Raw genomic sequence first — 23,732 nt, 5'->3', positions numbered from 1 at the left:
GCCACGATGCCGAACGTCACTTTCTCGATCGATGCGAAGCGAATGCCAGCTGATGAAAATCTCGCCGGGTTGTCGCGCGACTGCGTCGAACTCTGTACGCATGTGCTCGAGGCGGAGCTCAACAACGTCCACGTCATTTTTCTGGCGGTTCGCCACGGGCATGGACACCCCGTCTTCGCAGACATCCGCTATCGCGACGGGGCGTCTCGCACACCAGCGGTCATGGAACGGTTCATGGCAGCGCTGGACCAGGCGATCGCTCGCCGCACCGGCCTCACGGCGCGCATTCGGTGTTTTGGTTACACCGCGTCGAACATTCACGCTCGCAACTAGCCGATTCGGAGAAACACGATGTCCACCCTTACCTTTCCGAGCCAGCAAGTCGGGGACTTCACGATTACCGCCATCAGCGACGGGTATCTCACTGCCAGCCTCGACTTCCTGTCGAATATCGATCCGGACGAGGCGTCGAGCATGCAGCGTGACGCGGGACAGAAAGAGCCGTCTGCAGTGCATATCAACTGCTACGTCGTACGCGGAGCGGGCCGCACCGTGCTCATCGATGGCGGGGCGGGCGGGTTCAAGCAATGGGGCGGCCAACTCCGGACGAACCTGGTGCGTGCCGGTATCGAACCCGCTGCGATCGACGCCATCCTGCTTACCCACGCCCATCCCGATCATGTCGGGGGGCTGGTGAATGATGCGGGCCAGGTCGCGTTTCCGAGCGCGGAGCTGGTCGTGCATCAGCGGGAGGTCGGGTTCTGGCAGGACGACGGAAACCTCAGTCGCGCCAGCGCGCGGGCTCGCGGCAACTTTGCGAAGGCGCGTCAGGTGTTCGATGCCTATGGCGACAGGCTTCGCATGTTCGAGAACGGACACGTGCTCCCCGGCATCGGCGCGCTGCCGCTGCCGGGACACACCGATGGCCACACCGGATATGTTCTTGAATCCCGCGATCAAGGCCTTCTCGTGTGGGGGGATGTGGTTCATTTTCCGCATATCCAGATTCGGCGGCCGGACGTATCGATTGCCTTCGATCACGACGCATCGCTGGCAGCAGGCACCCGATCACGGCTTCTCGATCGGGTCAGCTCGGACGGGCTCCTGATCGCCGGCATGCATTTGGGGGAGCCCGGGTTCGCCCGGGTCAAGCGCACGAGTCGAGGATATGAATTGCTTTACGAGCGTGAAGCATGAAGCCACACGTATCCAGACGTGCGACGCCGCCGTCCAACGCCGATATCCATTGGTCGCCCGATCAAGCCGAGTGACGCTTTTTGAGGGTTATTCGACCTTTGCGCCATTCGCCTCGCGTTCCATACTTCGCGTGGACGATCGAGCCGAGAAAGGTAAAAACGCGATTGCGTTTTGAGCTTTCGGCCCGATCAATCACGACGGAGAAAGGAGCAGAAAATGAGGCTTAAAAACAAGTCGGCGTTAATCACGGGTGGTACCAGCGGCATCGGTCTAGCCACCGCGAAGCTGTTCATTGCCGAAGGCGCCCGGGTAGCGGTGACGGGTCGCGACGAAACGGTGTTCGAGCGCGTGAAGGCCGAACTCGGCGAGCGTGCGCTCGTTCTCAAGGGTGACGTTCGTTCGATCCAGGACATGCGGGCAATCGCCGCCGAGATCAAGGAGAAGTTCGGCGGCCTGGATATCGTGTTCGCGAACGCCGGCTGGGCGTTCCCGTCCGCAGCCAACGACATCGACGACGCGCTCTACAACGAGATCATGGACATCAACGTCAAGGGCGTGGTGTTCACGCTTCAAGCGGTGCTGCCGGACCTGCGCGAGGGCGCGTCGGTCATTCTCAATACCTCGTTCGTCGCGCAGACCGGCAAGCACGGCATCTCGTTGACGGCAGCCGCGAAGGCCGCCGTCCGATCGCTTGCCCGCAGTTGGTCCTACGAGTTTCTCGACCGGAAAATCCGCTTCAACGCGATCGCGCCAGGCGCGATCGACACGCCGCTGCTCTCGAGGTGGGGCATGCCGGACGAATGGGTTCGCGATCGCAAGGCCGAGTTCGCCGAAGCCATTCCGGTGGGCCGCATGGGCAAGGCCGATGACATCGCCAACGCCGCGCTCTATCTCGCCAGCGACGAATCCTCGTACGTCGTCGGCGCCGAACTGGTCGTCGATGGCGGCGCCTCGCAGCTTTGAGCCTGCGGCGCCCGATTCCCGAGCCCTGCCTGTCATCGCGGCTCATCCCCCTATCCGCTCTCACGTCCGCCACGCATTGCGTCGCGGCGGTTATTCCATCCGGCCCAGCCTGGTTGCGCTCGCACAAGGGCCGACGCGCAAGGAGAAATGATCTTGACCGACAGTAGCGAAAACAAACCGTCCGGACAGCCACTCACCGTGGCCGGTCGTTCCCGCCGCGATGTGCTCAAGTTTGGCAGCATCGCCACGCTCGGCGCCGTCCTCGGCGGCGGAGCCCTGCTTGGGCACGCCACCCCTGCGCTTGCACAGACCGGCAGCGCCGGAGAACTTGCCCCGAGTGACCCGCTCAATATCCTGATCGTTAATTACGACGGCGGAACGCTGCTCGACTTCGCCGGCCCCAGCGAGATCTTCCATCGGCTACCGAATACGAACGTTCGCTATGCGAGCCTCAATGGCGGCAACGTGACGCTCGAATTCGGCGTCGTGTACGGCAAGACCGAGCGGCTGGCCGATATCGACAGGACAGACGTGCTCCTGGTCCCCGGCGGGTCCGACCTGTCGGCGCCGATGCGCCCCGCGTATCAAGCGCAGATCCGGCGTCTGGCGGAAAGCGCCAAGCACGTGACGTCCGTATGCAACGGATCGCTCGTGCTCGCCGCAACGGGCGTTCTCAAGGGCAAGCGAAGCGCCTGCCATTGGGCCTTCGTCAACAAGCTGGCCGAATATGGCGCCATTCCCGTGCCCGATCGCTTCGTCGAAGACGACAACGGCCGGTTCATGAGCGGCGGCGGCGTGACGGCCGGCATCGACTTCGCTCTGCGCGTGGCCGCGAAACTGCGCGGTCAACAGGCCGCCGAATTCACGCAGCTCGCGATCGAATATGATCCCGCGCCGCCGTTCCACTCCGGCCACCCGAGAGACGCGCGGCCGGAAGTCATCGCGATGGTCGACAAGGAACTGCCCGGTGCATCCAGGGGGCTCGCACGCATACCCGGCGTTCGTTGAAACGCTTGCAGGCAATGTGGGCCCGCCCATCTGCAAACCGGGACGAACACCTCAACCGACATTGCCTGCCCACCCTTCAATTTTCGCAGTCCTCTCAATTCAAGCCACGATTGGAAACCGTTCGATGAAGAACACGCGTATTTTCACTGCTGCGCTTGCAGCCAGCATCACCTTTTTCGCGTTTGCTGCGCCGGCGACTGCCGGTGGTGCGCAACGTCCGCCCGAAGCGGCCATCAAAGCCGAGAATGCGCGATGGGCGAATGCCTTTGCGCGAGGGGATTACGAGGCGATCGGCCGCCTCTACACCGCCGACGGCACGCTTTTGCCGCCCGGAGGCGACAAGGTAACCGGGAGCAGCGCGATCGTCGCGTACTTCACCAAGGGGTATGCCGGATCGAAGCCCGCCACCGTTTCGTTCAGTAATTACGAGTTCTACGGTAACGACCGGATCGTGACGGAAGTTTCGGACGCGGAGATCCATGACCACGATGGAAAGCTCAAATACCGCGGCAAGCAGATTCTCGTCTTTCTGAAAGAGGGCGGCGCGTGGAAGTTGCATCGCGACATGTGGAACGATGACGGCCCGCTGACCACGGACGACCATTGAGCATCCGGCGAAACGAATAGCGACCTGCCCGGCGCGCCGCGAGTCCGTCAGAAGGAGGTTGGCCACGCAGCGCGCTGATCGGCCGGCGGCCGACGGTCGATCAGCGCGCGCCGTTCGAGCGGCTCTCGCGTCGAATCGCTTGCGGCGGGTGCCCGTGCAGCTTGATGAAGGCCCGCCGCATCCGTTCCGGGTCGGTGAATCCCACCGCCAGCGCAATCTGTTCGATCGGTTCGCTGCCGCCCTGCAGGCGCAGCCGCGCCGCTTCGACCCGCAAGCGCTCGACCGCCTTGGCGGGTGTTTCGCCGGTTTCCCGGCGAAATGCGCGCCCGAACTGCCGCACACTCAAACTTGCGGCCTCGGCGAGCCGTTCGACCGGCAACGCTTCCGCCAGATGTTCCCTCGCAAAATTCAGCGCGATGCGGATGCGATCCGATTCCGGCTCCATCTGCGACATGGCCGAGAATTGGGACTGACCGCCCGGCCGACGATACGGAACCACCAGGAGCCGGGAGACAGCGCGCGCCACTTCCGCGCCCATGTCTTTTTCGATCATGCCGAGCGCCAGGTCGATTCCGGACGCGATGCCCGCCGACGTCCAGATGCGGCCCTCCTCGATATAGATACTGTCGCCCTCGACCCGGGTGAGCGGGAAGCGCGACTGCAATTGAGCAGCGTATCGCCAGTGCGTCGTCGCTCTCAAGCCGTCCAGCAAGCCGGTTTCCGCAAGCAGAAACGCCCCCGTACACACGCTTGCCACTCGCGCGGCCCGCGCGCCCAGTTTTCTGGCGGCGGCGATGTTCTCCGGTGTCTGCATCGGGTCGATATCGCCGCCCACGAAAACGACCGTGTCGAACGTGCGCCTGCCGATCGGCCTCGTCTCGATTGAAACGCCCGTATTGCCCGGAACCGGGCCGCCGGACTGCGAGATGACATGGAGATCATAGGGCGTATGGCCCGCCGCCGTGACGACCTGATTGAAGGCCGACAGTGGCCCGCCCAGATCAAGCGCGTCGTAGCCGCGGCAAACGAAGAATCCGATTCGATGCATCACGCAATCATCAACTGAGAACCCCGGAAAGTCGCATTTTACGAGGAACCCTCAAATTGCGCCACCTGGCCTGAAATGAGGGAAAAGCGTCGTTTGCGATCCGGCCCAATCGGAGACGGCTCAACATGGAAGGCAGAAGCAGATCGCGCAGACAGCGTCAGGTTGTCTGACGTCGGTAGCAGACGGAAATCAGCATGCGATCTGGAACTGCATTAAATAGAATCTCATGTCGTCGCGACCACGTATTGAAATCGGTTCCGGATCGCGATTAAAGCCGAGCATTTCATAGAATGGGTATGCCGATTCGCGCGCCGTGCACCAGAGCAGCAATCCATGCTGTTCGCGGACATGGCGAATGGATAGATTGACCAGAAGGCGTCCGAATCCCAGACCGCGTACCGATGGATGGACAGCCATGCCGCGAAGGCGCCAGGCTTCAACGCTCAAAATACCGGATTGCCCTTCTTTACAGACAGACGCCACGGCAACAATGCCGCCGGTATCACGAACGGCAAAGTGCCTTGTCGTCGGGGCGAGATCTCCGTGTAAAGCGCTGCCCTCCTCGTCTCCGGCCATCAGGATTGCGGCCCGGAGGGGATAAGTTTCTTCCGCACGGACGGCGCAGATGGTAAAGCACACATCTTGTGAAGTCATTTGATTATCAGCTCCCTTCGTAACGCCGATTTTCTTCAGGTGCTCTTTCGGCATACCCGCTGGCAAAAATAGCAGTTGCCGGGCGCAACCAGTAAGGGTAATTTTCTATCCGCCATCTCTTTTCCAATCATACGGTAACTGCGATCACAGATGACGTCGAAAGTCTCGACCGATGCAGCGCTCGCCTACGACGAGATCCGATCGAGGATCTTTGACGGCCGCCTTGCGCCTGGGCAGAAAGTTTCCCATCGAGGCCTGTCGGAGGAACTCGGCTTCGGCCAAATGCCCGTGCGCAGCGCATTGCATTTGCTTGAGTCCGAAGGGCTGGTCGTCGTGATCGAAAAGAGTGGGACCTATGTCGCATCGCCGACGACGAGCGATCTCCGCGAAATTTTTGAAATGCGGCTGGCGCTCGAGAGTACCGCGGCGTTTCTTGCAGCCAGGTCGGGAGTAACGGCCGACCTTCGCGAAGCGGCAGAGAAAATGCAGGCGCTGATTGACCAGGACGTCGCGGACATCATGCTCGAGCAACGTATCGGCTGGGTGTTTCATCAAGCGTTGTTTGCCGCCGCAAGGAACGCGCGAATCTCGACGGCGTATGGTCTATTGCGGGCTCAAACCTTGGCGCTGAACGAACTCCCGCGGAGCGACGCCGAAACCGTTCGGCGCGGCACGATCGAGCACCTGCACATCTTTCACGCAATCGAAGCCAACAACGGCGAGCTTGCACGTCAGCATATGTGGAATCACATCGTTGACGGTACGCCCGCACGGATAAAACTGTTAAAGGCGCGGCATGAACACGAAAAATAAGGGGCTTTCCCTTCCGATGCAAATGCTTGGCGGGCTTGTCCTGGGCGTCGCTTGCGGCGTGTTTGCCCCTGGCTTTGCCGCGAAGCTGGGCTTTCTAAGCACCATGTTCGGCCACGCGATCAAGATGGTCGTCATGCCATTGATCTTCCTGTCGGTCACGGTCGGGGTCTTTCGTGCGGGCCGACTTCGCGAGCGGCTTGGAAAGGTCGCACTATCCAGTATCGGCTTCTTCGTTCTCATGACTGGCCTGGCTGCATCGCTAGGCCTGCTGCTCAACTTTGCATTTCGACCGGGTCTCGGTGCGAGCGTCATTCACTCCGGATCGATGCCCACGGCGCTCGCGTCCAGCATCGACTGGACGAAATTTCTCGTCGATTTGATCCCCGCAAACATCGTCGCTGCACTCTCTGCAGGGAACTCCCTCCCGGTACTCGTTTTCGGAGTCATTTTCGGTGCGGCATTGGCGGCTGCCCCGGAGCGGGCCGAGCCTGCGATTGCCGTTTTCGAGGCGCTGCTGTCGGGACTGTTCAAGATGACCCAGTGGGTGATCGCATGGTCGCCGCTCGCGATCTTCGCCGCGATCGCGCAGCTGTTGTCGGCCAAGGGTTTTAGCGGCGCGCACTCGCTTATCGAACTGCTCGGCGTGGCCTATCTCGGCATGGCGATTCTGGCGGTTGTCCTCACCCTCGTCATTCGCGTTTCCGGTCAGTCGCCGCTCGCCGTTTTCAGAAAGGTGAAGGAACCCCTGATCCTGGGTTTCACGACGCGTTCGTCTGAAATTACCTACCCGTTGCACCTGAAGAAACTGGTTGAATTGGGCGTTCCCCACGGCGTGGCGTCCACGATCTTGCCGCTCGCATATATTTTCAATCGCGACGGCGCGGTCCTCTACACGGCCCTTGCGGTCGGCTATCTGGCCGACGCATATCATCTTGCCTGGTCCTGGCCGCTGGCGATCACGATTTTGATCTTGACGATCATCACCATCGACGGCGCAGCCAATGTGCCCTCCGGGGCGATCGTAGCCATCACCATCGTTCTGACGTCGATCGGGTTGCCGGCCGATGCGGTGCTGCTGCTCTTGGGCGTGGATGCCTTTTTCGACATGGGGAGAACCGCCCTCAACGTCTACGGGAGCACGGCGGCGGCGGCTGTTGCGGTGAGACTTTCCGGTTCGGACAGTCTCGCCGCAGAAACCGTGACCCGCCAGGCAAGCGTGTAGGTGCTTCGGAAGCTGCGGGTGCAGGGCGCTTCGATGTTGCGCCCGCCCGTTGCAAGGCGCCGGGGCGCATCCACTCGAGCATCCAGGTACGGCGAGGCGAACAGGATTGGATGAACGTTCGTTTTTATTGATCTTCAGTAAGTAGAGCGATGCGTATTTGCAGGAGAAACAGTATGGTTGGCTCAGAATCTGCAGATTATTTTATGCTGCGCTTAGGCACGCCGCATCCGACGTGGGCGTTGACTGATGACAGCAACATGATTGGCTTTGGCGATTGCGACGGCGTGATGAGTGCCATGTTCGAACTGGATCGCGACCAAGTCGCCCGGATTAGAGGATTGGGCCAATCGGTGGAGAGAATCAGGTGTATTTGTGAACGCGCCGGCCGTCAGCTGCACTTTTATCTCCATGGCAGACAGGTGTCTCAAGGCGTGTGGGCCGGGGTCGCGTCGGCCGATCCCGACTATCTGCCGACTGCCGCGACGATCGCAACATGGGACGTGCCCAAGCCGCCCTACGATGCCTTCAAGCTTCCGGGCGTGAGTGCGCGTCTGGTCGCATCCGCTAGCCCAGCCTAAACTGCGATCACAGATTGTTGCGCAAGCTCGGGCCGGAAAAGCCCCGATTTTCGGAACCGATCGTTTGACATGCCCGTCTGGCTGCATGCGCACGCCGTTCAGTGTCTACGGTCCTGGCACACCTCAACCTCGGATCGCCAGGACCATTTTGCTGGCCAGTTCACCGGCCAGCGCTTTTCATTCATGGGGATGCGGTCATTGAGCGACGCCCTTTCATCGCGAGGCTCAATCACGGGACTGCGCGAAAGCCCGCAACAATGCAGCAGTACCTGCGCCGCACCTGACAAGGTCAACGGCCACCGCTCCGGGTGCCGGAGGCGCTTCACGAACCGCCCGATGCGTGACGACGGCAGTTCCTGGCCTTCGGGGCCCAATAGCACCGGTGCGCGAGGCTATCGGACGGGGCAGATTCATCGACTTAGGGTGCCTAGAACGCTCATCAGCACCTGTTGGTCCACGGCCTTGAAGAAGGCACGATCCGCAGCTTCAACGACCTTCACTGCGCGGACGGCGAGGTCCGCCCCGTCTGGCGTTACGTCAACGATCTGAGCTCGCGAGTCAGAAGGGTCGGGCGTTCGCGTCAACAGTTTTCGTTCGGCAAGGGCGCGGAGAACCTGTGAGGTCATCATCGGGTCCGTATTGGCGTGCTCGGCGATACGGCGTTGACTCGGGGTCTCCTTGGCAACGCTCGTCAGCCACCAAGTACTGGCCAGCAAGACGAACTGCACATGGGTCAGCCCCAACGGTTTCAGTGCAGCAGTGATGCGACGCTGCCAACTCAGCGTCGCGCGCCACAGAAGCAGACCTGGGCTTTCGCCAGGTTCCAGGGATTTACTCACCGAGCAGTTCTGCCCGTGCGCCGAGGGCAGCAATCACATCGGCGAAGTCGGAAGTGACAGCTTCACCCAGCTCTTTCGCTACGTGCTCGGGCCCGTCGATTTCACAGCGATACGTAATCCGAGTCCCCAGTTCCGTTGGCGACAGTTCGTGCCGAACGCGAACAACCGCGCCAGCGTCGGGGACCTCCGTGACGTCCTCGAAGCCTTTGTCGGCCTCAACCCACTCGAAACGGAACGGCAACGTCGTCGAGTCAGGTAGAACCATCACTGCCGTCGTACCGGACTGGAATGGGCCGTGCATCTCGATTCTAAGGACGCCAGGATTCCACTCCGACCACCTCTGCGGCTCGGCCAGGATGCTATAGACCTGCGCCGGGGTTGCTGCACACTCACCTACGACCTCAATTGACCACATGTCAGCTCCTTTCGATAAATACTATGCGCGCATAGTATAACGGCGCGGATCCGTGCGCAAAGCCAAATACGTGTGTTGGCACGTAGCCGGCGTCGTAGTGCAGGTTGTGCGCGATCGGGATTTGCGGTGCTATCGGATGTCTTTCATGGTCCAGAGCACCTGGTCCTCGGGCTTTACGGTTCGGTTGCAGGTCGACACGGGTTACGCATGATCAGGCCGGCGTCGCGAGCCAGGAACACCTCGCCCACGGAGGGGATCGCCCGACCGACCCGCGCGCCGAGGCGGCGCGCGAAGGCGATCCGAGTACCGGACGACCCGACGCCCGTGTGAGGTCGGACGGAATTCGTGGAAGCCAAGCGGCTAAGCAGCGGTCCGATTCAAATAGAAACGCTGCGTGAACGCGTTCAAGTGACGATAGCGGCCTCGCACCGCGTCTTTGGCCACATGGAACGGATTTTCAAAGCGGTGTCGATATATCCAGGCTGAGGCCGCCGAATCCCGTATTGATCGCAGCGATCCCCTTGGATTTATCCCAGTCCCTATCAATCACCGCATTCCCGCCCAAGCCCCCTGCTCGCCCCGGGCACTCCCCGTTCGAACAAAATCCGAAGCATTCAGCGACACCGTGTCGGCCTTCGCCTTTGAGCGCGTCTTCCGCGCGACTGCCAGGATCGGCGCCAAATGCTCGTAAAAACATTCGAGCTGTCGTGCGTCAGACGCCAGTCGCTCAAGGTCGCACGCCTTCTCGAGAATCGATCGAGCAATATGAAAACGCTGAAGCCCGCGGCCGACCCGAATCTGAAACACGACGCCGTCGCTGCTATGCGGCACCCCCGCCCATACAAGCGAACTGCGATCCATAAAGCCTCCGAACAATCCTAATCGTCACATCAATATGCCAGTCATCTCCGACGTTGCATATTTGTATTTCAAAATTGTGGCGATTCATGCGTTGGCATTTTCGCGAGACTCGAATATTGCGCCGCAGCAAAAGTGTCCGTAGACTGGGTTCGCGCGTCCGATGTAGTTGCCCCGCAGTCGCCCCACGACGGGAGAGCACGCCATGACGACTTCTTCACCCGCACTGGCCCAAGCGCCTCCTGCCCTCCACGTGTTCCAGCAAGATGGAGGCTGGCACTGGGGCATCACGGTCCCTCGCGCCGCGGGATCCGGCTTCAAACTGATCGCATTCAGCACCGACATCTTTTCCACGGAAGACACTGCCCAACGCGACGGCGATCGGGCGTTGGCATCCATCGTCGCAAGCGATGTGCATTGAACCTGCCGAATCGGGCAGCTGCGCTGTCCTTGGGTTTTCACAGCCGGCAGCCGCGGCCCCCAAAACGCAAACCCTGCTCCATGGCTGGCGTGCCTCACCCCGACGAATCAGGACGGGCGCTTGCCACGGCCGCCAGCAGGTTTGCCGGCCGGCTTGCGCGCGCCCGCAGCCGGCTTGCCGGCCGGATTGCCGCGTGGCTTCTGCGCGCTGAATGGACTGCCACTGGACAAGCGCTTGCCCTGACCCGCAGACCCAGCGCGCGGCGCCGCAGCCTTGTGCTGGTTCTCACCACTTCGCGGACGCGGCTTTTTACCCGGCGCCGGCATGGCACCCGACGCCGCTTGCGGCACTTTCGGTTTCTTGGGCTTCTTCGGTTTCTTGATGATCTGGCCCGTCGCGCTGGTTTCCGGCACGCGGTGTTCCGCCTCGAAACCCGGCTCTTCTTCACGGCGCAGCGTTTGCTTGATCAGCGCCTCGATCGCGGCCAGTTGCGGCGCTTCGTCGGCACACACCAGGGACACCGCCACACCGCTGGCGCCGGCGCGGCCGGTACGGCCAATACGGTGCACATAGTCTTGCGCCACGATCGGCAGGTCCACGTTGATCACCAGCGGCAGGTCGTCGATATCCAGCCCGCGCGCGGCCACATCGGTGGCCACCAGCATCTGTACTTCGCCCGTCTTGAAGCGTTCCAGCGCACGCAGGCGCGCCGGCTGCGGCTTGTCGCCGTGGATGGTGTCGACCGCATAGCCCGCTTCGTCCAGCATGGCCGCGAGGTAATCCACGCCGTTGCGCGTCTTGACGAATACCAGCGCATGCTCCCACTGGTTCTCGGCGACGAGGTGCATGAAAAGGTCGGGCTTGTTCCGCTTGTCCACCGTCACCACCCACTGCTTGATCTTGCTGGCCGTGGCATTGGGCGGGCTGACGCTGATATTGACCGGGCCGCGCAGAATGGTCGCCGCCATCGCGCGGATGTCGTCGCTAAACGTGGCGGAGAACAGCAGGGTCTGGCGCTGGGCGGGCAGCGCGGCAAAGACGGCGTTGAGTTCACGCGCAAAGCCAAGATCCAGCATGCGGTCGGCTTCGTCCAGCACCAGCGCTTGCACCTGGTCGAACTGCACCGCGTTCTGGCGATTGAGATCCAGCAGACGGCCCGGCGTGGCCACGAGCACATCCACGCCCTTGCGCAACTTCATCATCTGCGGGTTGATGCTCACGCCACCGTAAGCGGCCAAAAATCGCAAATCGAGGCCCTTGCCGTAAGCGACGAAGCTTTGCAGCACCTGTTCAGCCAGTTCACGCGTGGGGACCAGCACCAGCACGCGGGCGCGGTTGCTGGACACCGCCGGGCCGTGTTGCACCAGCCGCTGCAGCAGCGGCAGCGCAAAACCCGCCGTCTTGCCCGTGCCGGTCTGGGCCCCCGCCATCACGTCCTTGCCACCGAGCACGGCAGGAATCGCCTTGGCCTGCACCGGCGTAGGGGCCTGGTAATTGAGGTCCTGCAGATTACGCAGCAAGGGATCGATCAGGCCGAGCGAGGCAAAAGACATGGACGTATTCCGGACTAAAACCGCAATTCTAGCGGTTGCCGGGCGAATCGAAGCCCACTGCCGCCGGCTGGAAGGCGCCGACGCGGTGCGACGACACAGCCAACCGCCCGCCGCCGCTGGCGCGGAGCAAGCAAATCCCCCATCTTTTCCCGCATCCACTCGCCTCTCGTAGCCGTTCACCCACTTTGCCCATCGATAACTGTTCGGGCCACAAGATGAGGGGAAGGCGCATATATCGCGTCTCCCGGCTGGCGACGAAGGCCGGCTTGCGCGGCTCGACGCCGCTCCATGACGAAAGCCCGGTGATAAGCTCGATGCCGACGCGCCGTCGTACCTCGACGCGCCCCGAACCCTTCCCCCACGACCGCAACGAGCCTCCCATGCCCCTCGCCCCTTCCGTTCTCTCCGCGTTCACGCCGACCGGCAAGCTGCGCGCGTCGATCAACCTCGGCAACCCGATCCTTGCGAACCGCGACCCGGCGACGGGTGAACCGTTCGGCGTGTCGATCGACCTCGCGCGCGCGTTCGCCGAGCGCCTGTCGGCCGAACTGGAGCTCGTGGTGTTCGACACCGCCGGAAAGTCGGTGCAGGCGCTGACCGACGAGCATGCCGATTTCGGCTTCTTCGCGGTCGATCCGCTGCGCGGCGAAACGGTCGCGTTCACTGCGCCGTACGTGCTGATCGAGGGGTTCTATCTGGTGCGTGACGCGTCGCCGATCCGCACGAACGCGGACGTCGACCAGCCGGACAACCGCGTGACCGTCGGCCAAGGCAGCGCCTACGACCTGTTTCTCACGCGCGAACTGAAGGCCGCGCAGATCGTGCGTGCGCCGACGTCGCAAGCCGTCGTGCCAACCTTCCTCGAACAGCAGCTGGAAGTGGCGGCAGGCGTGAAGCAGCAGCTCGAGGCCGATGCAGCGAAAACGCCCGGCCTGCGCCTGCTCGACGAGCGGTTCATGGTGATCCGGCAGGCCATGGGCGTGCCGAAAAGCCGCGGCGAAGCGGCCGCGGCGGCGCTGAATGCGTTCGTCGAGGACATGAAGGCGTCGGGCTTCGTCGCGGATTCGCTGCGGCGGCATGGCATCACCGGCGCAACCGTCGCGCCGCAAGCGTGATTGCATGGGGCGCGGCGCAGCGATCCAGGACTGCGATCGCCCCGCTTGCCGGCCGTTCGACTTCGCGCGGCCGCCTCGGGCGCGGGAAGCCACGATCGCTTCGCGCGGATCATCATCCCCATCGCCCTCGTTCGTTGGTGGCGATGCTGCCCGGCGGCTCCACGGTGAAGCCATGCCCTGACGCTTCCGGCGACGCAAACTCCCGCGGATGAATGGCCCCGCTGACCTGCCGGAGTCCCAGGCAATTGGGCCGGACCAGATCGGCCGGCGTCTCCGGCTCGTCGTGACGCTTGAAAGAAAACACCCCTCGAAGAGGGGTGTGTGGGCCGGATCGCGGTGCCCCCCAGCCACTCGCAAGTTGGCTGGGGGAGAGATCATCGCCCGGCAGCGGGGCCGTCGGTACGAAGCGCCACGCTCACCCTACCCGCGCTTCCCCCTCGTGCTCGGCTTCCCCTTCGTCCGTACCCGTTCGCGCCAGCACCGGCTTGAGCGCCTGCCCGGTGTGGCTCGCGCTCACCTGCACGAGCGCTTCCGGCGGCGCCGCCGCGACGATCGTGCCGCCGCCCACGCCGCCTTCCGGCCCGAGATCGATGATCCAGTCGGCTTCCGCGATCACGTCGAGGTCGTGCTCGATCACGACGACGCTGTGCCCCGCATCGACGAGCCGGTGCAGCACGCGGATCAGCTTCGCGACGTCCGCCATGTGCAGGCCGACCGTCGGTTCGTCGAGCACATACAGCGTATGCGGCGCCTTCTGGCCACGCCGCGTGATGTCGTCGCGCACCTTCGTCAGCTCGGTGACGAGCTTGATGCGCTGCGCCTCGCCGCCCGACAGCGTCGGCGACGGCTGGCCGAGCGTCAGGTAGCCGAGGCCGACATCCTTCATCAGCTGCAGCGGATGCGCGATGTTCGAGATCGGCGCGAAGAATTCCACCGCCTCGTCGATCTCCATCGTCAGCACGTCGCCGATGTTCCGGCCGCGCCACGTGACGGCGAGCGTTTCCGGGTTGAAGCGCTGCCCGTGGCACACGTCGCACGGCACCTTCACGTCGGGCAGGAAGCTCATCCCGATCGTGCGCACGCCTTGCCCTTCGCATGCGGGGCAGCGCCCGTCGCCGGTATTGAACGAGAAACGCGACGCCGTGTAGCCGCGCGCCCGCGCTTCGAGCGTATCGGCGAACAGCTTGCGGATCGTGTCCCACACGCCGATATAGGTGGCCGGGCACGAACGCGGCGTCTTGCCGATCGGCGTCTGGTCGACTTCCAGCACGCGATCGATCTGCTCCCAGCCGCTCAGCGACTCGCAGCCCTGCCACGCATGCGTGACGTTCAGCGACGGCCGCGGTGCGCTGCGCGCAAGCACGCTCGAACGGCGGTTGGCGCCCGGCGTGTCCTGCTGCGCGGCCTTGCGTGCGCGGCGCGTGGCCGGCGACGACAGCACCGAGCGGCCGACCGCGTCGAGCAGGTTCGTCATCAGCACGTCGCGCGCGAGCGTCGACTTGCCCGAGCCGCTCACGCCCGTCACCGCGACGAGCCGCGCGAGCGGAATGCCGACCGTGACGTCACGCAGGTTGTGCAGCCGCGCGCCATGCACGGTCAGCCAGGCTTCCGGCACCGTGGCGCCGCCCTTCTTGCCCGGCAGGCTCACACTGCGGCGCGGCTGCAGCGGGTGCGTCATCGGCTGCGCGAGCAGGCGCCCCGTCACCGAATCGGCCTGCGCGGCCAGATCCGCGACCGCGCCCTGCGCGACCAGCGTGCCGCCGCGCTTGCCCGCGCCCGGGCCGACGTCGATGATGTGATCGGCCCGGCGAATGGTGTCCTCGTCATGCTCGACGACGACGAGCGTATTGCCCTTGTCGCCGAGCTTGCGCAGCGCGTCCAGCAGGATCTGGTTGTCGCGCGGATGCAGGCCGATCGTCGGTTCGTCGAGCACGTAGCAGACCCCCTGCAGGTTGCTGCCGAGCTGCGCGGCGAGCCGGATACGCTGCGCTTCGCCGCCCGACAGGCTCGGCGCCGCGCGATCGAGGCTCAGGTAACCGAGCCCGACCTCCTCCAGAAACGCGAGGCGGCTGCCGATCTCGCTGACGATGTCGCGTGCGATCTGCGCATCGCGCCCCGTCAGTTCCAGCCCGTCGATCCAGCGCCGCGTGTCGGACACCGTCCATTGCGCAACCTCGACGATCGGATGCGCGTCGAACGTGACCGCGCGCGCGGACGGGTTCAGCCGCGTACCGTTGCAATCCGGGCATGGCTCGTTACCCACGCCTTCCGGTTCCTGCTCGTCGGACGGCAGCGTCTGCTCGCGGCCTCGATCATCCCCGGCGAGCACGGTGTCGTCGTACGCCGCGCGCTGTTCGCGCGTGAGCGTGACGCCGGTGCCGACGCAGGTCGTGCACCAGCCGTGCTTGCTGTTGTACGAGAACATCCGCGGGTCCAGCTCCGGGTAGCTCGTGCCGCACACCGGGCACGCACGCTTCACCGACAGCACCTTGACCGTGCCGACGCGCGCGGTCGAATGATCGTTCTGCATCGCATCGTGCAGCCCGTCGAGCGGCGCGAGCAGATGCATCACCCCCTTGCCGAGCTCGAGCGTCTCGTCGAGCACGCGTCGCAGTTCGGCCTCGTTGTCCGGCGACACGACGATGTCGGCCACCGGCAACTCGATCGTGTGCTCGCGGAAGCGGTCGAGCTTCGGCCACGGATCGACCGGCACGAACTCGCCGTCGACCCGCAGATGCGTGCTGCCACGCGCCTTCGCCCACTTCGCGAGATCGGTATAGACGCCCTTGCGGTTGACGACGAGCGGCGCGAGCAGCCCGACGTGCTCGCCGCGATGATCGCGCAGCAACTGTGCGGCGATCGATTCGACGGACTGCGACGTGACCGGCGTGCCATCGTGGATGCAATGCTGCAGGCCGAGCTTCACGTACAGCAGCCGCAGGAAGTGCCAGACCTCGGACGTGGTCGCGACCGTGCTCTTGCGGCCGCCGCGCGACAGCCGCTGCTCGATCGCCACCGTCGGCGGAATGCCGTACACCGCGTCGACTTCGGGGCGGCCAGCCGGCTGCACGATCGAGCGCGCATACGCATTCAGCGATTCGAGGTAACGGCGCTGGCCTTCGTGGAACAGGATGTCGAACGCGAGCGTCGACTTGCCGGAACCCGACACGCCGGTGATCACGTTGAACTTGCCGTGCGGGATGTCGACGTCGAGCGATTTCAGGTTGTGCTCGCGCGCGTTGACGATCCGCACGACGTCCTCGCCTTCGATCGCACGCCGCTCGCGCGCCGCGTTCAGCACGGCCTGCAGCGGCTTGCCTTCGTCGGCGGCCGCCAGTTCGGCATCCATCGCGCGGTCGTATTGCAACAGCGCCACGCCGGTATGCGATTCGGCGCAGGCCTTCACGTCGTCGGGCGTGCCCGCGCACAGCACCCGACCGCCGCCGTCGCCGCCTTCCGGGCCGAGATCGATCAGCCAGTCTGCCGCGCGGATCACGTCGAGGTTGTGCTCGATCACGATCAGCGAATGGCCCGCCGCCAGCAGCTTGCCGAACGCCTGCATCAGCTTCGCGATGTCGTCGAAGTGCAGCCCGGTGGTCGGCTCGTCGAACATGAACAGCTTCGCCCGCGCGATGCGCGCCTCTTCCGTGACGACCCGGCGCCCGTTGACGGCTGCCGCCGATTCGGCGAGGAAACCGGCCAGCTTCAGGCGCTGCGCTTCGCCGCCCGACAGCGTCGGCACCGGCTGGCCGAGCTTCACGTATTCGAGGCCGACATCGACGATCGGCTGCAGCACGCGCAGCACCTCGGCGTCGGCCGCGAAGAACGCGGCCGCTTCGCTGACCGTGAGGTCGAGCACGTCGGCGATGCTCAACGCGCGGCCGTTGCGCTCGATGCGCACTTCGAGAATCTCGGCGCGGTAGCGGCTGCCGTCGCAGTCCGGGCAGCGCAGGTAGACGTCGCTCAGGAACTGCATCTCGATGTGCTCGAAGCCCGAGCCGCCGCAGGTCGGGCAACGGCCGTCGCCCGAGTTGAAGCTGAACGTGCCGGCGCCGTACCCGCGTTGCAGCGCGAGCGGCGCCTTCGCGAACAGCTTGCGGATCTCGTCGAACGCGCCGACGTAGCTCGCCGGGTTCGAACGCGTGGTCTTGCCGATCGGCGACTGGTCGACGAACACGACGTCGCCCACCTGGTCGGCGCCCGCGAGGCCGCGGTACGCGCCCGGCGACTCGGTCGCCTTGCCGTGGTGCCGCGCCATCGCCGGATAGAGCACGTCCTGCAGCAGCGTGGACTTGCCGGACCCCGACACGCCCGTCACGCAGACGAGCCGCTGCAGCGGAATCTCGACCGTCACGTCGCGCAGGTTGTGTTCGCTCGCGCCTTCGAGCACGATGCGCGGCGTGTTCGCATCGACCACCCGGCGCGCCCAGTTCGACGCGTGCGCGACATGCTTGCGGCCGCCGAGATACTCGCCCGTCAGCGTGCGCGCCGATCGGATGTCGCCCGGCGTGCCGTCATAGACGATCGTGCCGCCGCGCTCGCCCGGGCCGGGCCCCATGTCGATCAGCCGATCGGCCGCGAGCATCACCGACGGATCGTGTTCGACCACGACCAGCGTATTGCCCGCGTCGCGCAGCCGCTGCATCGCCTCGACGATCCGCGTGAGATCGCGCGGATGCAGCCCGATGCTCGGTTCGTCGAGCACGAACAGGGTTTTCGTGAGCGACGTGCCGAGTGCCGTCGTCAGGTTGATCCGCTGTACCTCGCCGCCCGACAGCGTGCGGCTCTGCCGGTCGAGCGTCAGGTAGCCGAGCCCCACGTCGCACAGGTATTTCAGGCGCGTGCGCACCTCGGCGAGCAGCAGCTTCAGCGCATCGTCGAGCAGCGCGCTCGGCAATGAGATTTCATCGAAGAAGCGGCGGATGCGCTCGATCGGCAGCAGCATCAGGTCGTGCACGGTCAGGCCCGGCAGCGCTTCGAGCTGCGCGCGGCTCCAGTCGACGCCGCGCGGCATGAAACGGCCGGCGGGCGCGAGCACGCCGTCGGCGTTTTCCTTCGAGCCGAGCCGCCATTGCAGCGATTCCGTCTTCAGGCGCGCGCCGCCGCACACGTCACACGGCGTGTAGCTGCGATATTTCGACAGCAGCACGCGGATATGCATCTTGTACGCTTTCGACTCGAGATAGCCGAAGAAGCACTTCACGCCGTACCACTGGCTCTGCCACTTGCCGTTCCAGTCCGGCGACCCGTTGACGACCCAGTCGCGCTCGGCGTCCGACAGCTCGGCCCACGGCGTGTCGCGCGGAATGCCGGCTTTCGCCGCGTAGCGCATCAGGTCGTCCTGGCACTCCTTCCAGGCGGGGGTCTGCATCGGCTTGATCGCGCCGCCGCGCAACGTCTTGCGCGCGTCGGGGATCACGAGGCCGAGATCGACGCCGATCACGCGGCCGAAGCCGCGGCAGGTTTCGCACGCGCCGTACGCCGAATTGAACGAGAACAGCGCCGCCTGCGGCTCCGCATAGCGCAGGTCGCTGTCGGGATCGTGGAGCCCGGTGGAGAAGCGCCACACCTGCGGCTCGGCGGCCGCGCCATCCGGGCTTTCCGGCTCCGCCGCGAGCACGTATACGTTCACGCGCCCGCCGCCGCGCTTCAGCGACGCCTCGATCGCCTCGACGACGCGCACCTTGTCGGCGCCCTGCACGCGGAAGCGGTCGGCCACCACGTCGAGCACCTTGCACGGCCCGGTGGGCGACGCGACCTCGCGCTGCGCCTGCACGCGCGTATAGCCGCTCGCCGACAGCCACTGTGCGATTTCTTCATCGGACACCGCTTCCGGCAGCTCGACCGGGAACGTGACGACGACGCGCGGATCGTCCGCCTGCGTGCGCGCGACGAGATCCGCGTAGATCGTCTCCGGCGTGTCGTGCCGCACCTGCCGCGCGGTCTTGCGGTCGAACAGCTCGGCCGCGCGCGCGTACAGCAGCTTCAGGTGATCGTTCAGCTCGGTCATCGTGCCGACGGTCGAGCGCGAACTACGGACCGGGTTGGTCTGGTCGATCGCGATCGCGGGCGGCACGCCGTCGACGCGCTCGACCTGCGGGCGATCCATCCGGTCGAGGAACTGCCGCGCGTACGCGCTGAACGTCTCGACGTAGCGCCGCTGCCCTTCCGCGTACAGCGTGTCGAACACGAGACTCGACTTGCCGGAGCCCGACGGGCCGGTGACGACCGTCATCTCGCCGGTGCGCAGGTCGAGATCGAGATTCTTGAGGTTGTGCTGACGCGCTCCGCGAATGCGGATCAGATTGCTGGATGACAATTTGCCTGCCCGTCTGAATGAGTTAGCCGGATTTCACGGTGCCGGAACGCTGCGGCGGATGCCCGCAGGCGCGGCGCACGTGCCGCAAGGTCGTACCCGTGCGGCTCGATTTCGACGGACACTATACTGTATATTCATACAGTTTTCCATGGCGACCCTGGGGGCGTCATGGGCACGCGGTTGGCTATCGGGATTCACTTCAGCCGGAACGCTGTTCGCTGAAGCTGGGGCCCGGTCTGGACATGGCGCCGGCCCCGATGCGCTCGTGGCCCGCCATCCCGGGTCGGAGCGATTGAGGCCCGGTTCAAGGCGGCCGTCGAGATGGGGAGGACCGGGAGCGGCCAAGTCCGGCCATGTCGACACGTTCGACATCGAGGCGGCGCCTTCGCCGGCGGCATTTTTAAATATCCGATGCAACGCTTCCTCCGTCTTTCTCCTGGCGCCTGACGAAGTTCGTTTCGATACCGTCATTTTCGACGATTCGTGCAACGTAGCCGAATGACCGGGTGTGGCCGACTGATGCCGATAACGAACAGACGCGAGGTATCGAACGCAATGGGACAACGATCTGCCTTAGATGGATATTGCGGCCGGTAGCGCACGCTCCATCACGATTGCCTGGGCGGCGAAATCCATCGCTGGTTTGCGAAGCAACTCAATGAAGCCTTCGCGTTTCCAGAATTCGAACGCTCTCGGATTGGTATCGATGACTGCAATGCGTAATGCGCGACACTGCCAGCCCATTCCGATTGCTTCGGCGAGACGCAGAACCTGCGGGCCCAAGCCCCGTCCCTGCGAACTTTCCCGGAACAACAGCAGGCCGATGAAAGCGATATCGACCTCCGGATAGCCCCGCACCATTTCCATACATCCAACCGCCTCGAGATCGTGAGAGATTTCGTAGACGAATTTGTCCGAGTGGCTTTTGCCGGGCGGTAGCGCATCAAGGACCTCGATGGCGGCGTTCGGAGGGGGCAGCCTGCCTTCCACGGCCAGGCTATAGCCTGGCGCACCTTCGAGCACAGCTTGCAGACGTTCGATGTCGTTCGACGACTGGCGGTCGATTAGGCGTAGCGTAGGCGTGTACATGGTCATGGCGGTTCGGGCGGAAATCTGCGATGCCGATTGTGGACGATCAGGGCGTCGAAGTCGAAGGGCCGCTTCTGGGCGAATCGAGACCGACGAACTCGCTTCGGCTAGGATTTGTGTTGCATATCGCCGAGAGGCACCGACGCCTCCAGCTCGCGGCGAACTTTCCTCAGAAAGCGAATGTTCCGAATGCTCCACCCGAATACAGCGATCATCACTACCGCGATTATCGACAGAGTCAGTGACCGGTCCCAAAAGCCGCGCACTGTCGCGCAAAGAACCAGGATGCTCCACACGCAAAAGAAAATTGCCCCACATTCCGGCTCGCACACGATCTCACCGTTCTTATGGTCGCGCCACCCGATCAAAGTCTGCCAATTTCCGGCCTCTTTGAGATAGGCGGTAATCGTCATTCCGGATTCGATACGGGGCTTGCCGGGTGCGGCTACCGAGTACTCCTTGCGACTTGCACTTTCGAAGCCGAATAGAGTGACCTGCCTGCGGTTCTGCGACGTCTGTACGACGCCAAAAACGCGATCCAGTCGTACCGTTTCAAGAGGCATGGCAGTCTTCCCTGTCTTCATCCTTTCTGCACAGCGCACGCTGCTTTTGCACGAGAAAGAAGATTACTCTCCGCCGCAACCGCGTGCTCCCATTGCAGCGAAGATAGAACGGAGCCCCTCGTGCTCGCCCAAGGAATCGGTCAACGCGACTCTGGCGACTGTCCCACTACCCGGTACCTCGTGAATCGCACGTGTAGTGCAAACGCACGGTGCCGCAGACTCTGAGGAAAACGTCGATTCTGGTAAATTTCTCGCAGTACGTCGCCCATCTCGTCGTCAACATCAAGACCTTGTTCCAACCAACCGATCGCAAGGTCACACCAATATGGCGTTGGCCATCGTAGTCCAGCCAAGACAACTTCGCGAGCAGAATCGATGCCCGATGAGAATGCATCCAAGGGGTGTTCAAGCGGCTTGACTATCGAGGGTGATTTCATTTGTGTCGATCCTCGCCGGTGGCGAATGAATCAAGACCTTTAGCTGGAACAGGGGCCGCGCAAGTTTCAATGCGCGTCGGAATCTATCCGCAGTCGATCCGACGATGACGGCGGCCATGCACCTGGCGGTGGCGCTTTCCGCCGTCGTCCGGGGCGATGAAGGTGGGCTCTACCCTCTTGCCGGCTGAACGGGTGCTGCCCATCAACACCGTGACCGCCCCATCAGCGACAACTGCAATTTCCGAAATCGCCCGCACATTACGCAGACTTCACTCTCCCCACCCTCTGCGAAGGGCACTTGCCAAGAAGCTCGACCAGCCGTGTCTCGCATCCGGAGAACGCGTACCCGCGCCGCTGCGAGATCATGAACGTCAGCGGGTGCATGTGCCATCCGCGCCGTTTGAGCTCGACGAGCGTTCCCTTCGCGAGGTCTGCCTCGACCATGTGGCGCGGCATGTGTCCCCAGCACAAGCTCCCCCTGAGCAGGTCGTGCTTCGCGCCGAGGTCGTTCACCCACCACTGGCGTTCACTGGCAACCCCTTGCTGGGTCTTTTCCGCATCGGGCTGATTGTCGGTGACGACGAGCTGGATGTGCCGGCCGAATTCTTCCCGCGGGATCGGCTGCGCCATGACGGCCAGCGGATGCGACGGCCCGCATACGGTCACCATCTGTGCATCCCATAAATGATGCCGTTCGATGGTGCCCGGGCTCAGCTCGGGCACGTCCGTGATCGTCACCGCCAATCCGCACGTGCCCTGCAGAACCAGGCGCTCGCCACCCTGCATGGTCGTCATGCGCAGATTGATTGCAATCGTTGGAAACTCCGCCTGCAGCGTGCGCAGGCATTCGATCAGGTGCGCACGCGAAAAATAGGTGTCCACGGCGATCGAGACCTGCGGGATGCCGGTTTCAGCAATCGCGGCCGCACGCATCTTCATTTCCTCGGTGCGTGAGATCACCCCGCGCGCATCGGGCAGCAGGCTGCGGCCTGCGGCCGTGAGCGTCGCCTTGCGCGTGTTGCGCTCGAACAGCACCACGTCGAAGGCACTCTCGAGCGCGCCGATCGCGTGACTGATCGCCGACTGCGCTCGCCTCAGTTCCCTTGCCGCTCCGGAAAAGCTTCCCTGGTCGCACACGGCGACGAACGCCCGAAGTTGGTTGATGGTGACGTTGTCCAGCATATCTATCTAGAAAGTAGATGGCAATTATAGATATTCAGTCAATTTTCTTCATGAATCAAGCGCGTCAGAATGAGGTTCATCGCTTTTGTTTCGAAGGATGCACGACATGAACAGACTGAACGGAAAGACCGCCGTGATCACCGGTGGCGCAACCGGCATCGGCCGCGCCGCGGCAAAGCGCTTCATCGAGGAAGGCGCGTTCGTCTTCCTCTTCGGCCGTCGGCAGGAAGCGCTCGACGCCGCGGTGGCCGACCTTGGGCCCCATGCCCGCGCGGTGAAGGGATCTGTCTCCGATTCGACCGATCTCGACCGGCTCTACGCGGCAGTGAAGGCGAAGCGCGGGACTCTCGACATCGTCTTCGCCAATGCGGGGACGGGAAGCCCGCTTCCGCTCGGCCAGATCACCGCCGAGCACATCGACGACATCTTCGACACCAATGTGAAAGGGACGATCTTCACGGTCCAGCAGGCGCTGCCGCTGATGGGCGCGGGCGGTTCGATCATCCTGACCGGGTCGAGCGCCGGGACCACGGGAGCGCCCGGATTCACGGCTTACAGCGCAAGCAAGGCCGCCGTGCGCAACCTCGCCCGGACGTGGGCGGAGGACCTGAAGGGCACCGGCATCCGGGTCAACGTGCTGTCGCCCGGGGCGACGGCAACCGAACTGGCCAAGGAGGCGCTGGGCGAAGAAGGCCAGCGGGCCTACGGTGCGCTGACGCCGCTCCAGCGTATGGCCGATCCGGCGGAGATCGCGGCGGCGGCCGCCTTTCTTGCGTCGTCGGACAGCAGCTTCATGACCGCCAGCGAGGTCGCCGTCGACGGCGGCCTGGCACAACTCTGAGGAGCAGGAC

At 63.9% G+C, this 23,732-nt stretch carries 21 protein-coding genes and 1 pseudogene; 11 read left to right on the top strand and 11 right to left on the bottom strand.

The window, feature by feature from the left end; all coding sequences use genetic code 11:
• Window positions 1-6: 6 nt before the first annotated feature.
• The 5 genes from HWX36_RS12585 (at window position 7) to HWX36_RS12565 (ending at window position 3,775) form a co-directional block, all read left to right on the top strand.
• Complete coding sequence (locus HWX36_RS12585) at window positions 7-333, top strand: hypothetical protein (RefSeq protein ID WP_175952405.1); 327 nt, start codon at window positions 7-9, stop codon at window positions 331-333.
• Window positions 334-351: 18 nt separating this feature from the next.
• On the top strand, window positions 352-1,197 hold the full coding sequence (locus tag HWX36_RS12580) for an MBL fold metallo-hydrolase (protein WP_175952404.1): 846 nt from the start codon (window positions 352-354) through the stop codon (window positions 1,195-1,197).
• A 216-nt stretch (window positions 1,198-1,413) separates the two neighbouring features.
• Window positions 1,414-2,160, top strand: coding sequence for an SDR family oxidoreductase (locus tag HWX36_RS12575; RefSeq protein ID WP_175952495.1), 747 nt, complete (start codon window positions 1,414-1,416; stop codon window positions 2,158-2,160).
• 153 nt (window positions 2,161-2,313) lie between these two features.
• Complete coding sequence (locus HWX36_RS12570) at window positions 2,314-3,168, top strand: DJ-1/PfpI family protein (protein ID WP_175952403.1); 855 nt, start codon at window positions 2,314-2,316, stop codon at window positions 3,166-3,168.
• A 124-nt stretch (window positions 3,169-3,292) separates the two neighbouring features.
• Window positions 3,293-3,775 carry a DUF4440 domain-containing protein gene (locus HWX36_RS12565; protein WP_175952402.1) on the top strand — a complete coding sequence of 161 codons (483 nt, stop codon included), beginning with the start codon at window positions 3,293-3,295 and terminating at the stop codon, window positions 3,773-3,775.
• A gap of 100 nt (window positions 3,776-3,875) precedes the next feature.
• Here the strand turns inward: HWX36_RS12565 and HWX36_RS12560 are convergent, their stop codons facing one another.
• Window positions 3,876-4,823 carry a GlxA family transcriptional regulator gene (locus tag HWX36_RS12560; RefSeq protein ID WP_175952401.1) on the bottom strand — a complete coding sequence of 316 codons (948 nt, stop codon included), beginning with the start codon at window positions 4,821-4,823 and terminating at the stop codon, window positions 3,876-3,878.
• A 189-nt stretch (window positions 4,824-5,012) separates the two neighbouring features.
• Entirely contained in the window at window positions 5,013-5,477 is a 465-nt protein-coding gene (locus HWX36_RS12555) for a GNAT family N-acetyltransferase (RefSeq protein ID WP_175952494.1), read from the bottom strand.
• 150 nt (window positions 5,478-5,627) lie between these two features.
• Between HWX36_RS12555 and HWX36_RS12550 the strand changes: the two genes are divergently transcribed.
• The 3 genes from HWX36_RS12550 (at window position 5,628) to HWX36_RS12540 (ending at window position 8,090) form a co-directional block, all read left to right on the top strand.
• Window positions 5,628-6,290, top strand: a complete 663-nt coding sequence (locus tag HWX36_RS12550; RefSeq protein ID WP_175952400.1) for a GntR family transcriptional regulator — start codon at window positions 5,628-5,630, stop codon at window positions 6,288-6,290.
• Window positions 6,274-7,512, top strand: a complete 1,239-nt coding sequence (locus HWX36_RS12545; protein WP_175952399.1) for a dicarboxylate/amino acid:cation symporter — start codon at window positions 6,274-6,276, stop codon at window positions 7,510-7,512. The genes HWX36_RS12550 and HWX36_RS12545 overlap by 17 nt, the downstream gene beginning before the upstream one ends.
• Window positions 7,513-7,685: 173 nt before the next feature.
• Complete coding sequence (locus HWX36_RS12540) at window positions 7,686-8,090, top strand: hypothetical protein (RefSeq protein WP_175952398.1); 405 nt, start codon at window positions 7,686-7,688, stop codon at window positions 8,088-8,090.
• Window positions 8,091-8,500: 410 nt separating this feature from the next.
• Here HWX36_RS12540 and HWX36_RS12535 read toward each other — a convergent pair whose 3' ends face one another.
• The 4 genes and pseudogenes from HWX36_RS12535 to HWX36_RS12525 form a co-directional block, all read right to left on the bottom strand.
• The gene (locus HWX36_RS12535; RefSeq protein ID WP_208457800.1) at window positions 8,501-8,929 is read right to left on the bottom strand and encodes a MarR family winged helix-turn-helix transcriptional regulator; all 429 of its coding nucleotides are present in this window, start codon (window positions 8,927-8,929) and stop codon (window positions 8,501-8,503) included.
• Window positions 8,922-9,344, bottom strand: coding sequence for an SRPBCC family protein (locus tag HWX36_RS12530; RefSeq protein ID WP_175952397.1), 423 nt, complete (start codon window positions 9,342-9,344; stop codon window positions 8,922-8,924). The genes HWX36_RS12535 and HWX36_RS12530 overlap by 8 nt, the downstream gene beginning before the upstream one ends.
• 129 nt (window positions 9,345-9,473) lie before the next feature.
• A pseudogene (locus tag HWX36_RS37760) lies at window positions 9,474-9,670 on the bottom strand (hypothetical protein); the annotation flags it as partial.
• A gap of 220 nt (window positions 9,671-9,890) precedes the next feature.
• Window positions 9,891-10,205, bottom strand: coding sequence for a hypothetical protein (locus tag HWX36_RS12525; protein WP_175952396.1), 315 nt, complete (start codon window positions 10,203-10,205; stop codon window positions 9,891-9,893).
• 202 nt (window positions 10,206-10,407) lie between these two features.
• Here HWX36_RS12525 and HWX36_RS12520 point away from each other — a divergent pair, with 202 nt between their 5' ends.
• Window positions 10,408-10,623, top strand: coding sequence for a hypothetical protein (locus tag HWX36_RS12520; protein WP_175952395.1), 216 nt, complete (start codon window positions 10,408-10,410; stop codon window positions 10,621-10,623).
• 107 nt (window positions 10,624-10,730) lie between these two features.
• Here the strand turns inward: HWX36_RS12520 and HWX36_RS12515 are convergent, their stop codons facing one another.
• Window positions 10,731-12,176 (bottom strand): DEAD/DEAH box helicase, encoded by a 1,446-nt coding sequence (locus tag HWX36_RS12515; RefSeq protein WP_175952394.1) that lies wholly within the window; start codon window positions 12,174-12,176, stop codon window positions 10,731-10,733.
• Between the two features lie 380 nt (window positions 12,177-12,556).
• On the opposite strand from HWX36_RS12515, the gene HWX36_RS12510 reads away from it, so the two are divergent.
• Window positions 12,557-13,291: an ABC transporter substrate-binding protein gene (locus HWX36_RS12510; protein ID WP_175952393.1), complete on the top strand. Its 735-nt coding sequence runs from the start codon at window positions 12,557-12,559 to the stop codon at window positions 13,289-13,291.
• A gap of 415 nt (window positions 13,292-13,706) precedes the next feature.
• Here HWX36_RS12510 and uvrA read toward each other — a convergent pair whose 3' ends face one another.
• From uvrA to HWX36_RS12490, 4 genes are all read right to left on the bottom strand, one after another.
• Window positions 13,707-19,610, bottom strand: coding sequence for an excinuclease ABC subunit UvrA (uvrA, locus tag HWX36_RS12505; protein WP_175952392.1), 5,904 nt, complete (start codon window positions 19,608-19,610; stop codon window positions 13,707-13,709).
• A gap of 573 nt (window positions 19,611-20,183) precedes the next feature.
• Window positions 20,184-20,705: a GNAT family N-acetyltransferase gene (locus tag HWX36_RS12500; protein WP_244136402.1), complete on the bottom strand. Its 522-nt coding sequence runs from the start codon at window positions 20,703-20,705 to the stop codon at window positions 20,184-20,186.
• Window positions 20,706-20,806: 101 nt separating this feature from the next.
• On the bottom strand, window positions 20,807-21,283 hold the full coding sequence (locus HWX36_RS12495; protein WP_175952391.1) for a hypothetical protein: 477 nt from the start codon (window positions 21,281-21,283) through the stop codon (window positions 20,807-20,809).
• 674 nt (window positions 21,284-21,957) lie between these two features.
• Window positions 21,958-22,881 carry a LysR family transcriptional regulator gene (locus tag HWX36_RS12490; RefSeq protein WP_175952390.1) on the bottom strand — a complete coding sequence of 308 codons (924 nt, stop codon included), beginning with the start codon at window positions 22,879-22,881 and terminating at the stop codon, window positions 21,958-21,960.
• A gap of 106 nt (window positions 22,882-22,987) precedes the next feature.
• Between HWX36_RS12490 and HWX36_RS12485 the strand changes: the two genes are divergently transcribed.
• Entirely contained in the window at window positions 22,988-23,722 is a 735-nt protein-coding gene (locus tag HWX36_RS12485) for an SDR family oxidoreductase (RefSeq protein ID WP_175952389.1), read from the top strand.
• Window positions 23,723-23,732: the final 10 nt, after the last annotated feature.

This window comes from Burkholderia sp. BCC0405 (genome assembly GCF_902833075.1).
Classification (GTDB): domain Bacteria; phylum Pseudomonadota; class Gammaproteobacteria; order Burkholderiales; family Burkholderiaceae; genus Burkholderia.
Note: the sequence above shows the minus strand (reverse complement) of the source record. Positions and strands in the feature narration are given on the sequence as shown.

What these genes read in the sequence shown, in the direction of transcription:
- HWX36_RS12575 (WP_175952495.1), top strand. Translation starts at nt 1,414, where the DNA reads ATGAGGCTTAAAAACAAGTCGGCGTTAATCACGGGTGGTACCAGCGGC.
- HWX36_RS12525 (WP_175952396.1), bottom strand. Translation starts at nt 10,205, where the DNA reads ATGGATCGCAGTTCGCTTGTATGGGCGGGGGTGCCGCATAGCAGCGAC.
- HWX36_RS12585 (WP_175952405.1), top strand. Translation starts at nt 7, where the DNA reads ATGCCGAACGTCACTTTCTCGATCGATGCGAAGCGAATGCCAGCTGAT.
- HWX36_RS12545 (WP_175952399.1), top strand. Translation starts at nt 6,274, where the DNA reads ATGAACACGAAAAATAAGGGGCTTTCCCTTCCGATGCAAATGCTTGGC.
- HWX36_RS12540 (WP_175952398.1), top strand. Translation starts at nt 7,686, where the DNA reads ATGGTTGGCTCAGAATCTGCAGATTATTTTATGCTGCGCTTAGGCACG.
- HWX36_RS12560 (WP_175952401.1), bottom strand. Translation starts at nt 4,823, where the DNA reads ATGCATCGAATCGGATTCTTCGTTTGCCGCGGCTACGACGCGCTTGAT.
- HWX36_RS12515 (WP_175952394.1), bottom strand. Translation starts at nt 12,176, where the DNA reads ATGTCTTTTGCCTCGCTCGGCCTGATCGATCCCTTGCTGCGTAATCTG.
- HWX36_RS12580 (WP_175952404.1), top strand. Translation starts at nt 352, where the DNA reads ATGTCCACCCTTACCTTTCCGAGCCAGCAAGTCGGGGACTTCACGATT.
- HWX36_RS12550 (WP_175952400.1), top strand. Translation starts at nt 5,628, where the DNA reads ATGACGTCGAAAGTCTCGACCGATGCAGCGCTCGCCTACGACGAGATC.
- HWX36_RS12520 (WP_175952395.1), top strand. Translation starts at nt 10,408, where the DNA reads ATGACGACTTCTTCACCCGCACTGGCCCAAGCGCCTCCTGCCCTCCAC.
- HWX36_RS12530 (WP_175952397.1), bottom strand. Translation starts at nt 9,344, where the DNA reads ATGTGGTCAATTGAGGTCGTAGGTGAGTGTGCAGCAACCCCGGCGCAG.
- HWX36_RS12495 (WP_175952391.1), bottom strand. Translation starts at nt 21,283, where the DNA reads ATGAAGACAGGGAAGACTGCCATGCCTCTTGAAACGGTACGACTGGAT.
- HWX36_RS12565 (WP_175952402.1), top strand. Translation starts at nt 3,293, where the DNA reads ATGAAGAACACGCGTATTTTCACTGCTGCGCTTGCAGCCAGCATCACC.
- HWX36_RS12490 (WP_175952390.1), bottom strand. Translation starts at nt 22,881, where the DNA reads ATGCTGGACAACGTCACCATCAACCAACTTCGGGCGTTCGTCGCCGTG.
- HWX36_RS12485 (WP_175952389.1), top strand. Translation starts at nt 22,988, where the DNA reads ATGAACAGACTGAACGGAAAGACCGCCGTGATCACCGGTGGCGCAACC.
- HWX36_RS12555 (WP_175952494.1), bottom strand. Translation starts at nt 5,477, where the DNA reads ATGACTTCACAAGATGTGTGCTTTACCATCTGCGCCGTCCGTGCGGAA.
- HWX36_RS12500 (WP_244136402.1), bottom strand. Translation starts at nt 20,705, where the DNA reads ATGACCATGTACACGCCTACGCTACGCCTAATCGACCGCCAGTCGTCG.
- HWX36_RS12510 (WP_175952393.1), top strand. Translation starts at nt 12,557, where the DNA reads ATGCCCCTCGCCCCTTCCGTTCTCTCCGCGTTCACGCCGACCGGCAAG.